The organism is Bradyrhizobium sp. McL0615 (assembly GCF_049993905.1).
GTDB lineage: Bacteria > Pseudomonadota > Alphaproteobacteria > Rhizobiales > Xanthobacteraceae > Bradyrhizobium.
Map to the genome: position 1 here is coordinate 3327937 of NZ_CP188254.1, position 13446 is coordinate 3341382.

Sequence of the window (13446 nt, forward strand, 5' to 3'; positions counted from 1 at the left end):
CGGGCTACAAGCGACGGTTCAGCGCTTGCCCACGCGCCATCCCATTTCCCAGAAGTCAGCTTCGAGCCTTGTGGCTTCCTTGAAGATCGCGATCAGCTCTGCCTCGCAGGCCGGCGTGGCGTAGAGATCGGCGAGACCTTCGAGGTGCGACCGCGCCTTTGCCGCGACTTCCTGATAGGGTGCCCCGGCATATTCGGCGATCCAGACGCTATAGGGGTTGGTGGCAGCGAGCGCATTGGGCCGCGCGGCGAGCCGCGTCGCGATCTCGGCGTAGCCGATCACGCAAGGGGCGAGCGCCACCTTGAGCGCCAGCAGATCGCCGCGCATTCCAGCGTCAAGCACGTAGCGGGTATAGGCCAGCATCTCGGACGCCGGAGCGGCTTCTTCAAGGTCGGTCGCGGACAGGCCCCAGCCGGCGCAGAGTTTGACGTGCAGGTTCATCTCGACGTCGAGAATGGCTGAGATGCTGGCAGCCGCTTCGCGCATGTCGGCAAGGCTCGGCGACTTGTACACGGCGAGCGCGTAGGCGCGGGCAAACTCGATGAGGAACAGGTAATCCTGGACGAGGTAGTGACGAAACGCCGCTTCGGGAAGCGAGCTGTCCGCCAGCCCCTCCGTGAAGGGGTGCTCGGTATAGGCCCGCCACTCGGCGGATGCCGCCGTCTTCAGTCGCTCGAAGAAACGCATGATCGTTCGCCGGCCTTTCGTTCCAGGGGAGTGCCTGCCGGACTATACCGGCAATTTCCGCTTCTGGTGTGCCCGCCCCTTGATGGCGGATGCCTCGTTATGCCCTGCGATCACCCGCACGCCCTCGTCGATCCGGGCGGTGATGTTGTCCGGCGTGCAGCCCTGCAGGAAAGCGACGCCGTTGTTGCGGCAGGCCGCCAGGATACGGTCGCGCGCTGCCTGCATTTCCGGTGGCCAGGGCTCGGGCGGAATCGTGCGGTAGCCGAGCGAGAGGCTGAGATCGCCCGGGCCGATCTCGGCAAATCCCAGCCCCGGCACCGCGAGGATCGCTTCGCAATTGGCGACGCCTTCGGGGCTTTCCAGCTTCACCCCCAGCAGCAGCTCACCTTTCGGATTAAGCGGCCAGGGGTCGCAGCGCTCCATATATTCCTCGGTCGACAGGCCCCAGACCTGCGCCGCCGTGGTTTCCGATCCGCGCCCCCGCGTGCCAATGCCGAGCCATTTGCGCCCGGCGGCGTCGGTCGCACCGTCCTTTGCGCGTATCGCTCCCTCCATCCGTGCCATCGGCGAGGGGATCGCCGGATCGACGCCAATGGTGTTGTGTGGGTAGCGGCAGGATTCCATGAAGGCGCGCACCGCGTCGGCGGTTTCCGCCTGGCAGAGCAGGATGCCATGCACGCCGCGGCCGAGGATCTGGCGGAACTGCCAAGCGTTGTAAAGCACATGCGCGGCGTCGATGCCATTGACCGGTGCCTCGACGATCACGGTCGGCGTGCGGTGCCCCGACCGTGTCGGCCCGGCATCGGCCATGCCGCGCATATAGTCGGCAAGGCCGGCCATGTCGAAGCAGCCGTGCTCCATGCCGACATTCATGTAGTCGGCCCAGGTGCCGGCATCGATGCGACCCTGCGCTGGGGTCAACACATGGCCACTATGCGGGCCGTCATAATAAATCGCCTGATCCTGCTCCAGCAGTTCGACGCAGCGATTGATCCGCTTGGCCATGATGTCCCGCCCTCATGCTTCGGCTCGGCATCCTAGCGGAGCAATCGGCCGGCGCAGAGACCACCCTCAAAGATCTCCGCTCAAGCAGCCATCCCACCATCGTTTCACCGTGTGGCCGATCCAACCGACTGATCCGGCAGGCTTTTTCGCCGATCATGCCACATCGCGGGAAACAAAATCAGCTTCGTTGAGATCGTCTGTCGTTGCCGTGATCATCATGTCCAGAAAACACAGCGAGGCGCGACATGGCGAAGATGCGAGCGATCGATGCGGCCGTACGGATCCTGGAAAAGGAAGGCGTGACCACAGCCTTCGGCGTTCCCGGTGCCGCGATCAATCCGTTGTACTCCGCGCTGAAGAAGCGCGGCTCGATCGGCCACATTTTGGCGCGGCATGTCGAGGGCGCCTCCCATATGGCTGAGGGATACACCCGCGCCAAGGCCGGCAATATCGGCGTCTGCATCGGCACATCAGGGCCGGCCGGCACGGACATGATCACCGGACTTTATTCGGCGATCGCGGATTCGATCCCGATCCTGTGCATCACCGGGCAGGCGCCGCGCGCGCGGCTCTACAAGGAAGACTTTCAGGCCATCGATATCGAATCGATCGCCAAGCCCGTGACGAAATGGGCGGTCACGGTGCGCGAGCCGGCACTGGTGCCGCGCGTGTTCAGCCAGGCGTTTCACGTCATGCGTTCGGGGCGGCCGGGACCTGTGCTGATCGACCTGCCGCTCGATGTGCAGCTCGCCGAAATTGAATTCGACGATGAGACCTATGAGCCGCTGCCGGTCTACAAGCCCGCCGCCACGCGCAGGCAGATCGAGAAGGCGCTGGAAATGCTCAACGCGGCGGAGCGGCCGTTGATTGTGGCGGGCGGCGGCGTCATCAATGCCGATGCGTCCGAGTTACTCGTGCAGTTCGCCGAGGCCGTCAACGTTCCTGTCGTGCCGACGCTGATGGGGTGGGGCGCCATTCCTGACGATCACGTGCTGATGGCCGGCATGGTCGGCTTGCAGACCAGCCACCGCTACGGCAACGCCACCATGCTGCAATCCGACTTCGTGCTCGGGATCGGCAACCGCTGGGCGAACCGTCACACCGGTTCGATCGAGACCTACACCAAGGGTCGGACCTTTGTGCATGTCGATATCGAGCCGACGCAGATCGGGCGCGTCTTCAATCCCGATTTCGGCATCGTGTCCGACGCCAAGGCGGCGCTGGAATTGTTCGTCACGGTCGCCAGGGAATGGCGGAAGGCCGGTAAGCTTAGGGAGAGGCAGGCGTGGCCGGCGGCATGTCAGGACCGCAAGCGCACGATGCTGCGCAAGAGCCATTTCGACGACATGCCGATCAAGCCGCAGCGCGTCTATGAGGAGATGAGCAAGGCGTTCGGACGCGACACCTGCTACGTCAGCGTGATCGGACTGTCGCAGATCGCCGGCGCGCAATTCCTCGGCGTTTACGGCCCGCGCAACTGGATCAATGCCGGGCAGGCCGGTCCGCTCGGCTGGACACTTCCCGCCGCACTCGGCGTGCGCGCCGCCGATCCGGAGCGCCAGATCGTCGCGCTGTCGGGCGATTATGATTTTCAGTTCCTGATCGAGGAACTGGCCGTCGGTGCGCAGTTCAAGCTGCCTTACATCCACGTCGTCGTGAACAACTCCTATCTCGGACTGATCCGCCAGGCGCAGCGCGGCTTCGACATGGACTACCACGTCCAGCTCTCGTTCGAGAACATCAACGCGCCGGAGATCGGCGTCTATGGCGTCGACCACGTCGCGGTCGCCAAGGGGCTCGGCTGCAAGGCGATCCGCGTTACCGATCCGAACCATGCGCAGGCGGCGTTCGCCACCGCGCGCGAATGGATGGCGGAATTCAAGGTGCCCGTCGTCGTCGAGTTCATCCTCGAACGCGTCACTAACATCGCGATGGGCACCGAGATCGACAACATCGTCGAATTCGAGGAGGTGCTCGACCTGCCGCTGGACGACGCGCCGGCCAAGTCCAGCGCGCCGCAATCCGGCAAGCTGCTGCCGGCATAATCATGCTGCCTTACGCGCTCCTCATGGTGAGGAGCGCGAAGCGCGTCTCCGGACGATGCTTCGCATCGCCGGGCGAACCATGAAGGTCCGTCTGTGGCCTTGATCCTTCGAGACGCCCGCTACGCGGGCTCCTCAGGATGAGGGTTTGAGCGGCGGTGATGCAGTCAGACTAACGCTAGGAGAGTAGATCGTGCCCAAATTTGCCGCCAATCTCACCATGCTGTTCGGCGAGCAGCCGTTCCTCGATCGCTTCGCCGCCGCCAAGGCTGCGGGATTCAGCGGCGTCGAATATCTATTCCCGTATGATTTCGACAAGGCCGAGCTGCGCGAGCAATTGCACCAGCACGGCCTGACGCAAGTGCTGCACAATCTTCCCGCGGGCAACTGGGCGGCCGGCGAACGGGGCATCGCCATTCTGCCCGACAGGGTCGATGAGTTTCGCGACGGCGTCGCGCGCGCCGTCGATTACGCCAAGGCGCTCGATTGCCGTCAGCTCAATTGCCTGGTCGGCATCAAGCCTGATTGCGCGGACAGGATCGATCTGAACGAGGTTTTGGTGGGGAATCTGCGCTTCGCCGCGGACGCGCTCGCCAGGGAGGGGATCAAGCTTCTGATCGAGCCGATCAACACGATCGACATCCCGGGCTTTTTTCTGAACCGGACCGAGCAGGCACTTCAGCTCATTGCGGACGTGCGCTCGAGCAATCTGTTCGTGCAGTACGACATCTACCACATGCAGATTATGGAGGGCGATATCGCGCGCACCGTGCAAAAGCATCTGCCGCGCATCGCCCATGTCCAGCTTGCCGACAACCCCGGCCGCAACGAGCCCGGCACCGGCGAGATCAACTATCCCTTCCTGTTCCGCCATCTCGACGCTATTGGTTATGGTGGCTGGATCGGGTGCGAATACAAGCCGAGGACGACGACGGTCGAAGGCCTCGGTTGGCACGCCGCATTGACGGCCGACACCTGACCCAGAAGCAAGAAAAGACAAAGGGGAGTTTGAAATGATCGATATCGGTTTTATCGGCCTCGGCACCATGGGGCGCCCGATGGCCCGGCATCTTCAGGCCGCCGGCCATCGCCTGTTCCTGCACGACGTCGGACCTATCGCGCCAGAGCTGGCCGCCGAGGGCGGCGTGGTCTGCAAATCGGGCAAGGAAGTCGCCGAGAAGGCGGACGTCGTCATCATCATGGTGCCTGATACCCCGCATGTCGAGGCGGTCCTGTTCGGGCAGGACGGCGTCGCGGCCGGGCTCTCGAAGGGGCAGATCGTCGTCGACATGAGCTCGATCTCGCCGCTCGCCACCAAGGAATTTGCCAAGAAGATCGAGGCGCTCGGCGCCGACTATCTCGATGCGCCGGTTTCAGGCGGCGAGGTGGGCGCCAAGGCGGCAAGCCTGACCATCATGGTGGGCGGGCCGGAGCGCGCGTTCAACACCATGAAGCCGGTGTTCGACAAGATGGGCAAGAACGTCACCCTCGTCGGCGCCAATGGCGACGGGCAGACCACCAAGGTCGCCAACCAGATCATCGTCGCGCTGACGATAGAGGCGGTCGGCGAGGCACTGCTGTTTGCATCGAAGGCCGGCGCGGATCCGGCGCTGGTGCGGCAGGCGCTGATGGGCGGCTTTGCATCGTCGCGCATTCTCGAAGTGCATGGCGAGCGCATGGTGAAGCGCAATTTTGAACCGGGCTTTCGCATCGAACTGCACCAGAAGGATCTCAATTTGGCACTGGAGGGGGCGCGGGCGCTCGGCATTTCCCTGCCGAGCACGGCGGTGGCCCAGCAATTGTTCAGTTCCTGCGCTGCCCATGGCGGCAAGGCCTGGGACCATTCGGGCATGGTGCGGGCGCTGGAGATGATGGCGAACCATCAGGTCGCAAAAGGCTGATCGCTTAAAACTCAATTCTTCTAAGCCTGGAACTCCCCTGTGACTGGAACCGCGTCGAAATTTCGGCGCGGCGCTTTTTGTTGCCGTATTGGAACTGGAACCTCTCACGCCTCCAGTGGTTGAGACGCATCGTCAATTCACTGGAGGATGTGATGAATAATCGTTTGGCTGTTTCGCTGATTGCCGCTGCGCTGCTGATCCCTGGCGCGGCTTTTGCTCAATCGACGACCGCCCAAGGCGCGGCGGAAGGCGCCGCGAGGGGTGGCGACGCTGCAGGTCCGGTCGGTGCCATCGTCGGCGGCACCGTGGGTGCCGCGGTCGGCGCGGCCGTGGAAATTCCGAACGCCATTATTACCGGGCTCCCGCGGGACCACTCGGTCGTGATTCAGGAGCGGGTGGTGGTCGGTGAGCCGCTGCCGCCGACCGTTGAACTGCGTACGGTGCCGCAGCATACCGAATACCGCTATGCGGTCGTCAATGACCGCCGTGTGATCGTGGAGCCGCGCACGCGCCGGGTCGTCAAGATCATCGACTAACGAAGGCGGCGCTTCCAAAATCGATCCTCGCGGGGCGTCTGTCCCGCGAGGATTTTTTGTGGCGCGGCTACGGCAGCGATCGCTGCGTCAGAGCGGTTCCCGTACGCCCATACCGTGCATGAAGCGTTCGCGGATCTGCACGGGATCGCGGCGGGTGGTGCCTGTGCCCGGTTTGTCGTCGATGCGAACGCCGATCAGCGTCGGTCCGGCGGACGACATCGACGCTTCGATCAGGCGCTCGAAATCGTCCTCGTCCGCTGCCCAGCTGGAATTGGTGAGCCCGCTCGCGACCGCGATGGCGACGATGTCGGCGACGGCGGCGCCCGGCGTCGGCTGCGCGCCGGTGATCTGGTAGATGCCGTTATCCATCACCACCATGGTGAGGTTCTTCGGCTTCAGCGTCGCGATCGTCGAGAGTGACCCCAGTTGCATCAACAGCGAGCCGTCGCCCTCGAGCGCGAAGATGCGCCGATCGGGCTGCGCCAGCGCCACGCCGAGCGCGATCGGGAAGGCGAGGCCCATGCTACCGAGCATGTAGAAATTCTGCGGCCGGTGGCCGGCCGCCCACAGGTCGAAATTGGTGTTGCCGATGCCGCCGATCACGGCTTCCTCGTGCTTCAATTTTGCGATCAGCCGCGAGGTGAGATCGAAGCGGTTCATGACCTTGGTATTGCGGGCAGGGGTGCTGTTCATTGGATCGCTCACTTGTCGAAGACTTTGCCGCCGGTGAGCAGCGGCGAGAGGATCAGCGCCACCGGCGCCTGCGTGGTGAGGGCCTGCTTGATGGAGCGGTCGACGATGAATTCGAACTCGTCGAGCCGTGTCGCGGTGTGGTGCTCCATGGCGAGCGAATCCAGCACCGGGCGCATGGTGCGGCACACCAGCGACTGGCCATAGTTGAATTCGCCGAGCGTGCCGCGTTCGGACACGAACATGATCAGCGGGATCTGATAGGGGATCGCCAGCGACGCCAGCACGTTGGCCAGCGTGGCAAATCCTGACGTCTGCATCAGCACCGCGCTGCGCAAGCCGCCCATCCAGGCGCCGGAGACGATTCCGACCGCTTCCTCCTCGCGCGCCGTGGCGAAGGTCGTGAAAAAGGGGTCGGCGTGCAGGTTCTTGATCAGCGGGGTCAGGACGCGGTCGGGCACGTAGGGGACCAGACGGATATCGTTGCGCTTGAGGGTTTGCAGCACGATGCCGTGCCAGCTCTTCTCAGTGGTTTCGGGCGAGGTTTTTTCCTCCGCAACCGCCATTTTGGTCTCCTTTGCCGGCGACGATCTTTCGTTCGCGCTCGTCCCTTGAGCAGCGAAACTTGACGCCATCGCAGGGATTGTCAACATGTCCTGATCGTATCCGGCTCTGCGTCTCGCGGCGCTATGTCAGGGATGCGACGATGTGAGATAAATAAGAAAAGATGTCGGGAGGGGCTATGGCTGAATGTATCCGGACTGCGGCCGCTTTTCCGCTGAAATCTGTCATCTGATCGTGGTCCCGAGCAGCCATCCCGCCACGCCCTACGCTCTGCCGAACTGAAAGTTGCCAGGAAACATGACCGTCAACAACAAGCGCGTCTTCTACGTCAAATATCTCGCCCATGAGATCTACATCGATATCCTGAAAGCGCGTGCCGACGTGCGGCTCGACCGGCTGGAGAACGACAGTCCCGATGCGGTCGCCGCGCCAATATTGTCGGCGGCGCATGCCTATCAGGTCGGCGCGGCGCGCGACGAGATCGCAAGACATTTCCATGTCGATCAGGATTTGCTGAAGCGGGCGCCGAATCTGCTGATCGTGTCCTCGAACGGCGCGGGCTTCGATCCCGTTGACGTCGATGCCTGCACGGCGGCGGGCGTGCTCGTCGTCAATCAATCCGGCGGCAACGCCAATTCGGTCGCCGAGCATGCGCTCGGGATGATGCTGACGCTGTCCAAGCGTATCCTCGAGGCCGACCGCGCGCTGCGCCGCGAGGCCAACGTCAATCGCAATTCGCTGATCGGCAATGAGGTTCAGGGCAAGACCGTCGGCATCGTCGGCATCGGCAATGTCGGCCGTCGCATTGCCGAACTCTGCAAGGGCCTGCTGCACATGAAGGTGATCGCCTACGATCCTTATCTGACCGCGGAAGAAATCGCCGCCCGCGGCGGCGAAAAGGTCGAGCTTCACGACCTGATGCGCCGCTCGGATTTTGTCTCGATCTCATGCCCGCTGTCCAAGGACAATCGCCGCATGATCGGCGCCCGCGAATTCGCGCTGATGCAGCCGCACGCCTTTTTCGTCACCACCGCACGCGGATTCATTCACGACGAGGAGGCGTTGTACGAGGTGTTGCGCGACAAGCGGATTGCGGGCGCAGGCCTTGATGTCTGGGACAAGGAACCGCCGCCGCCGGAACATCCGCTGCTGCAGTTCGACAACGTGCTGGCGAGCCCGCACACGGCGGGCGTCACCAAGGAGGCGCGCATCAACATGGGCAAGATCGCCGCCGAGCAGATTCTCGATGCGCTGGACGGCAAGCGCCCGCCGCGCGTGATCAATCCCGAGGTGTGGCCGGCGTATGTGAAGCGCTTCGAGCGGACGTTCGGATTTACGCCGAAATAAGCCGTCGCCCCCGCGAGAGATGATCCCATGACGGCCGAACCGGCAGACCGCTTTTATGAGTCCCACGGGCTGCGGTTGCACTATGTCGACGGGGGCAACGAAACCGCGCCGCCGCTGATCCTGGTCCATGGCGGGCTCGACCATTGCCGCAACTGGGATGCGATCGCGCGGGAATTGCAGCCGCATTTCCATGTCATGGCCCCGGACCTGCGCGGGCACGGCGATTCCGAATGGGCGAAGGGAAGCAGCTACAGCCTGACCGATCATGTTTATGACCTCAGCCGCTTGATGCGTTTCGCGGAGCTGCGGGATGCCGCCATCGTTGGTCATTCGCTGGGCGGAATGATCTCGCTCGCCTATGCCGGAACCTATCCGGATCGGGTATCGCGCCTTGCCGTGCTGGATGGAGCCTTCCTGTCGCGCTCCCAATCCGCGCCGATCCATGAACAGATGTCGCGATGGATCGACCAGCTCGACCGCATCGGGGAGCGCGAACCCAGCGCCTTCCGCACCATCGAGGAGGCGGCGCTGCGGCTTTCGACGCGCAACAAGCGGCTGACGCCCGAGCTGGCGTTTCATCTCGCTCGCCACGGCGTTCGCAAGGGTACCGACGGCCTCTATCGCTGGAAGTTCGATCATTATCAGCGGGCGAGGGCGCCGTATCGACTGTCATCGGACGAATATGTCGCCCTGTGGTCGCGTATCACATGTCCCACCCTGTTGATGTGGGGCGAGGAAAGCTTTCTTCCCGACCCGAAAGCCGCGGGCCTGCTCGCGCATTTCAAGCAAGCCGAGTTGCAGAAGGTCGCGGGCGCCGGACACTGGCTCCACCATGACCGGCTCGATGTGGTCCTCGCATCGCTGCGCCGGTTTCTCGATGCGCCGCAGCCAGCTCAAGCACGGTGAGATAAAAGATGTCTGACAAGATACGCTACGTCCGCCAGCTCAGTCCGGAATCCGCGGGCGAGGCGCCGGGCCGCGGGCGACTCAAGGGCCGCAGGATTCTGGTGGTCGGCGGGGGACAGCGGACATTCGACGCCGCCACCGATCCGGTTGGAAACGGCCGGGCGATGTCGCTGCTGTTTGCAAGGGAAGGAGCCCATGTCGCGGTCGCCGATTTGAACCGCGCCAGCGCCGATGACACCGTTCAGCGCATCGCGGCCGAAGGCGGTCAGGCGTTTTCGATCGAGGCCAACATCGCGCGCGAAGAGGATGTCAACCGGATGATCGACGAGGCGATCAACGGTCTCGGCGGACTTGACGGCATGGTTCTCAATGTCGGCATCGGCGTAGGCGCGCTCGGCCTCGACGGCGTGGACCTCAAGGCGTGGAACGACACGTTCGCGGTCAATCTGACCGGGCCGATGCTGTGCTGTCGCAAGGCGCTCAAGCACATCGCAGATGGATCCTCGATCGTGTTCATCTCGTCGATCGCGGCGCTTCGTTCCGGTTCGCAGCTGATTGCCTATGACGCGTCGAAGGCGGCGCTCGGCGGCCTGATGCGCAATGTCGCCAAGGAAGGCGCCAGGCGCGGCATTCGCGCCAACATCATCTACCCGGGTCTGGTTGATACGCCGCTTGGCAGGCACACCAGTGCCGGCCGGCCATCGCGAAGCGCGGCGGGCGTGCCGTTCGGGCGGATGGCGACAGGTTGGGAAATCGCCTACGCGGCGCTGTTTTTCATCTCCGACGAGGGCGTTTACGTCAATGCCCAGGCGCTGGCGGTTGATAGCGGCATTACCGGGCTGTGAAGGCCGGAATCCGCAGAGAAAATCTCATTCGCCGCCGGGGCGATCGGGGCAATAAATCCACTGCCGATCGGCCTCTGGACGAAGCGCGCATTGCTATTTTCCGAGGGATATCGACTACTTAGCCCGACAAGACCATCTTCCCTGTGCGCTCTTGCCCCCCGGGCGCATATGGAAGACGAAGAGATGCGACAGGTTCGTTCATTGCTGAGCAGCGCGTCCTCCCGGATCGGACGCCGGCTGTCCCAGATTGTGGCCATCGCTGCCGCCAGCCTGCCGTCCGCCGGCGCGTAAGGCACGCGTCCTTTACTCCACCCACGGCCCGAGACGACGAGTCCGGCACTAGAATATTCATTTGGTGTCGCTCAGTAGCCGCGTTCGCGGTCGATGGAGTGCGGTGGCCGCCGGCCGGCGCGGATCGCTTCCGCGGTCGCGCGAAACGTCGCCCCGATCGCTTCCACGCTCACTTCACAGGCATCATGGGGCGTGACGACAATGTCGGGATGCCGCCAGAACGGATGCCGCGGCGGCAATGGTTCGGTCGCGAACACATCGAGCGCCGCGCCGGCAAGCTGGCCGTTCTCCAGCGCAGCGAGCAGATCGGCCTCGACCAGATGCTCGCCGCGGCCGACCTGGATCAGGTAGCCGCCGCGATACATGCGGACGAATGTCTTGCGGTTGAGGATGCCCCTGGTCTCAGGCGTCAGCGGCAACAGGTTCACGAGAACTTCTGTCTGGCCGAGCATGGCATCGAGACCTGCCGCGTCGTGAAAGCCACGCACGCCCTCTGGTGTCGGCTTTTCGGTTCGGCTCCACGCCAAGACTGGAAAGCCAAGCAGCGCGAGATCGGCGGCGACCCTGCGGCCGATCTCGCCAAAGCCCAAAATGCCCACCGGGCAGTCCTGCGCCCGACGCAGGCCTTGACGCTGCCAGCGTTCCTCGCGCTGCTGCGCCTGATAGGTCGCAAAGCGCCGCTGATGCCCGATCACGTGCCAGGCCACGAAGCCCGACATCATCTGCGCCTGCGCCGGGTCGACGGCTCGGATCACCTCGACATCGGGGCGCAGGCTGGGGCACGCCAGAATGTTGTCAACGCCGGCGCCGATTGAGCAGACCGCCTGCAGATTTGGATAGCGTTCGAATGCGTCATCCGGCGGATGCCAGGCCACCGCCAGCCGGACATCGGTTGCCGGACCCTCGTGTGGATGGCCGACGATTTCGATGGGGTCGGCGGCGCGCATGAATTGCGGGCCGAGATAGCCGCGAAGATCGAGGCTCTTGCTAACCAGGACGCAGCGCATCGTTCGTGATCCGGTTCATGCCGCCTTGGACGATGACGTCTGGCCGGGCACAGCAGAGAGCAGTTCGCGGGTGTAGGCGTGCTCGGGGGCCGCGAACAGCAGCGATGCGGATTTGAGCTCGACGATCGCGCCGTGCTGCATCACGGCGATGCGGTCGCAAATCTGCGCGGCCACCCGCAAATCGTGGGTGATGAACAGCATCGAAAGGCCGAGCCGGGCTTTCAAATCCTCCAACAGGTCCAGAACCTGCGCCTGCACCGACACGTCGAGCGCGGAGACCGCTTCGTCGGCGACCAGGATTTCGGGGTCGAGCGCCAGTGCGCGGGCTATACCGATGCGCTGCCGTTGCCCGCCGGAGAATTCATGCGGAAAGCGTTCCATCGCGCTGGCATTGAGGCCGACCAGGCTGAGCAGTTCGCCGGCACGCTTGCGCGCCGTCGCCGGATCGACGCCGTGGGCAATCGGGCCATCGGTGATGATGTTGCCGACTTTCCGGCGCGGATTAAGCGAGGCGAACGGATCCTGAAAAACCATCTGGATCCGGCGGCGCTGTTCGCGCAGCGCCTTTCCCTTGATCCGGTTGAGATCGATGTCGCCGATCCGGACGGTGCCGGCGTCGGGTTCGATCAGGCGCATCACGAGCCGCGCCACCGAGGATTTTCCCGAACCGGACTCGCCGACTAGGCCGAGCGTCTCGCCACGAAAAATGTCGAAGCTGACTTCCCTGGCGGCCTGCACGCGGCGTTCGGCGCGGAACCAGCCGCCACCACTGACATAGGTCTTGCCGAGGCCGATCACTTCCACCGCCTTGCTGCGGTCGACCATGGGCGCCCGCTGCGGTGGCTGCAGGGTGGGAACGGCGGCAAGCAAGGCGCGGGTATAGGGATGCTGCGCGCGCAACAGCACGTCATCGGCGGTGCCCTGTTCGACCACCTTGCCGTGCTGAAGCACGACGACGCGATCGGCAATCTCGGCGACAACACCGAAATCATGGGTGATGAACATGACCGCCATATTGCGGCGACGCTGCAGGTCGCGGATCAGCTTAAGGATCTGCGCCTGCGTCGTGACATCGAGTGCGGTGGTAGGTTCGTCGGCGACCAGCACGGCGGGCTCCAGTGCCAGCGCCATGGCGATCATGGCGCGCTGGCGCTGGCCGCCGGATAATTGATGAGGGTAGGCGCGAACGATCCGCTCGGGGTCGGGCAGGCCGACTTCGCGGATCAAGGCGAGCGCCTTTTGCCGGCGCTCCTTCGGCGACAAGAGATCATGCGCCTCGAACATTTCGGCGATCTGGTCGCCGATCCGCATCAGGGGATTGAGCGCGGTCATCGGCTCCTGGAACACCATGGCGATGCCGCGGCCACGCAGCGCCAGCCATTCGGTCGGGCTGAGCGACAACAGGTTCTTGCCCTCGAACAGGATCTCGCCGGCTTCCGCCGTCACCGTTTCCGGCAGCAGGCCCATCAGCGCATGGGCGCACATCGACTTGCCGGAGCCGGATTCACCGACCACGCAGAGGATCTTGCCGGCTGATAGTTCGAACGAAACGCCATCCACGGCATAAGGGCGGTCGCCACCGGGCGGCAGCGCCAGCTTCAGATTCCTGATGACGACGCTCATGC

General features: G+C 63.9%; 13 protein-coding genes. 7 read left to right on the forward strand and 6 right to left on the reverse strand.

Annotated features, from left to right (window positions below):
- Window positions 1-18: 18 nt before the first annotated feature.
- Together tenA and ACPPVP_RS15705 are read right to left on the reverse strand one after the other, a co-directional pair.
- Window positions 19-687, reverse strand: a complete 669-nt coding sequence (gene tenA, locus ACPPVP_RS15700) for a thiaminase II (RefSeq protein WP_426535766.1) — start codon at window positions 685-687, stop codon at window positions 19-21.
- 42 nt (window positions 688-729) lie between these two features.
- Window positions 730-1692 carry an aldolase/citrate lyase family protein gene (locus ACPPVP_RS15705; protein ID WP_426535768.1) on the reverse strand — a complete coding sequence of 321 codons (963 nt, stop codon included), beginning with the start codon at window positions 1690-1692 and terminating at the stop codon, window positions 730-732.
- Between the two features lie 245 nt (window positions 1693-1937).
- Here ACPPVP_RS15705 and gcl point away from each other — a divergent pair, with 245 nt between their 5' ends.
- From gcl to ACPPVP_RS15725, 4 genes are all read left to right on the forward strand, one after another.
- Complete coding sequence (gene gcl / locus ACPPVP_RS15710) at window positions 1938-3737, forward strand: glyoxylate carboligase (RefSeq protein WP_426535770.1); 1800 nt, start codon at window positions 1938-1940, stop codon at window positions 3735-3737.
- A gap of 190 nt (window positions 3738-3927) precedes the next feature.
- Window positions 3928-4713, forward strand: a complete 786-nt coding sequence (gene hyi / locus ACPPVP_RS15715) for a hydroxypyruvate isomerase (protein WP_426535772.1) — start codon at window positions 3928-3930, stop codon at window positions 4711-4713.
- Window positions 4714-4747: 34 nt separating this feature from the next.
- A complete protein-coding gene (locus ACPPVP_RS15720; RefSeq protein ID WP_426535774.1) occupies window positions 4748-5635 on the forward strand; it encodes a 2-hydroxy-3-oxopropionate reductase in 888 nt (295 codons plus the stop codon).
- A 152-nt stretch (window positions 5636-5787) separates the two neighbouring features.
- A complete protein-coding gene (locus ACPPVP_RS15725; protein WP_426535776.1) occupies window positions 5788-6171 on the forward strand; it encodes a DUF1236 domain-containing protein in 384 nt (127 codons plus the stop codon).
- Between the two features lie 87 nt (window positions 6172-6258).
- Here the strand turns inward: ACPPVP_RS15725 and ACPPVP_RS15730 are convergent, their stop codons facing one another.
- Together ACPPVP_RS15730 and ACPPVP_RS15735 are read right to left on the reverse strand one after the other, a co-directional pair.
- A complete protein-coding gene (locus tag ACPPVP_RS15730) occupies window positions 6259-6864 on the reverse strand; it encodes a thiamine pyrophosphate-dependent enzyme (RefSeq protein WP_426535778.1) in 606 nt (201 codons plus the stop codon).
- Window positions 6865-6872: 8 nt separating this feature from the next.
- Window positions 6873-7427: a thiamine pyrophosphate-binding protein gene (locus tag ACPPVP_RS15735; RefSeq protein WP_426535780.1), complete on the reverse strand. Its 555-nt coding sequence runs from the start codon at window positions 7425-7427 to the stop codon at window positions 6873-6875.
- 295 nt (window positions 7428-7722) lie between these two features.
- Between ACPPVP_RS15735 and ACPPVP_RS15740 the strand changes: the two genes are divergently transcribed.
- The 3 genes from ACPPVP_RS15740 to ACPPVP_RS15750 are packed head-to-tail and all read left to right on the forward strand — an operon-like array spanning window position 7723 to window position 10523.
- Window positions 7723-8772: a hydroxyacid dehydrogenase gene (locus tag ACPPVP_RS15740; protein ID WP_426535782.1), complete on the forward strand. Its 1050-nt coding sequence runs from the start codon at window positions 7723-7725 to the stop codon at window positions 8770-8772.
- 27 nt (window positions 8773-8799) lie between these two features.
- Window positions 8800-9678: an alpha/beta fold hydrolase gene (locus ACPPVP_RS15745; RefSeq protein WP_426535784.1), complete on the forward strand. Its 879-nt coding sequence runs from the start codon at window positions 8800-8802 to the stop codon at window positions 9676-9678.
- Between the two features lie 8 nt (window positions 9679-9686).
- Entirely contained in the window at window positions 9687-10523 is an 837-nt protein-coding gene (locus tag ACPPVP_RS15750; RefSeq protein WP_426535786.1) for an SDR family NAD(P)-dependent oxidoreductase, read from the forward strand.
- Between the two features lie 362 nt (window positions 10524-10885).
- On the opposite strand, the gene ACPPVP_RS15755 is transcribed toward ACPPVP_RS15750, so the two are convergent.
- A complete protein-coding gene (locus ACPPVP_RS15755) occupies window positions 10886-11821 on the reverse strand; it encodes a 2-hydroxyacid dehydrogenase (protein ID WP_426535788.1) in 936 nt (311 codons plus the stop codon).
- Window positions 11822-11836: 15 nt separating this feature from the next.
- Window positions 11837-13444: an ABC transporter ATP-binding protein gene (locus ACPPVP_RS15760; RefSeq protein WP_426535790.1), complete on the reverse strand. Its 1608-nt coding sequence runs from the start codon at window positions 13442-13444 to the stop codon at window positions 11837-11839.
- Window positions 13445-13446: the final 2 nt, after the last annotated feature.

What these genes read in the sequence shown, in the direction of transcription:
- tenA (WP_426535766.1), bottom strand. Translation starts at nt 687, where the DNA reads ATGCGTTTCTTCGAGCGACTGAAGACGGCGGCATCCGCCGAGTGGCGG.
- ACPPVP_RS15755 (WP_426535788.1), bottom strand. Translation starts at nt 11,821, where the DNA reads ATGCGCTGCGTCCTGGTTAGCAAGAGCCTCGATCTTCGCGGCTATCTC.
- ACPPVP_RS15725 (WP_426535776.1), top strand. Translation starts at nt 5,788, where the DNA reads ATGAATAATCGTTTGGCTGTTTCGCTGATTGCCGCTGCGCTGCTGATC.
- ACPPVP_RS15735 (WP_426535780.1), bottom strand. Translation starts at nt 7,427, where the DNA reads ATGGCGGTTGCGGAGGAAAAAACCTCGCCCGAAACCACTGAGAAGAGC.
- ACPPVP_RS15750 (WP_426535786.1), top strand. Translation starts at nt 9,687, where the DNA reads ATGTCTGACAAGATACGCTACGTCCGCCAGCTCAGTCCGGAATCCGCG.
- ACPPVP_RS15745 (WP_426535784.1), top strand. Translation starts at nt 8,800, where the DNA reads ATGACGGCCGAACCGGCAGACCGCTTTTATGAGTCCCACGGGCTGCGG.
- ACPPVP_RS15705 (WP_426535768.1), bottom strand. Translation starts at nt 1,692, where the DNA reads ATGGCCAAGCGGATCAATCGCTGCGTCGAACTGCTGGAGCAGGATCAG.
- ACPPVP_RS15740 (WP_426535782.1), top strand. Translation starts at nt 7,723, where the DNA reads ATGACCGTCAACAACAAGCGCGTCTTCTACGTCAAATATCTCGCCCAT.
- ACPPVP_RS15760 (WP_426535790.1), bottom strand. Translation starts at nt 13,444, where the DNA reads ATGAGCGTCGTCATCAGGAATCTGAAGCTGGCGCTGCCGCCCGGTGGC.
- gcl (WP_426535770.1), top strand. Translation starts at nt 1,938, where the DNA reads ATGGCGAAGATGCGAGCGATCGATGCGGCCGTACGGATCCTGGAAAAG.
- ACPPVP_RS15720 (WP_426535774.1), top strand. Translation starts at nt 4,748, where the DNA reads ATGATCGATATCGGTTTTATCGGCCTCGGCACCATGGGGCGCCCGATG.
- ACPPVP_RS15730 (WP_426535778.1), bottom strand. Translation starts at nt 6,864, where the DNA reads ATGAACAGCACCCCTGCCCGCAATACCAAGGTCATGAACCGCTTCGAT.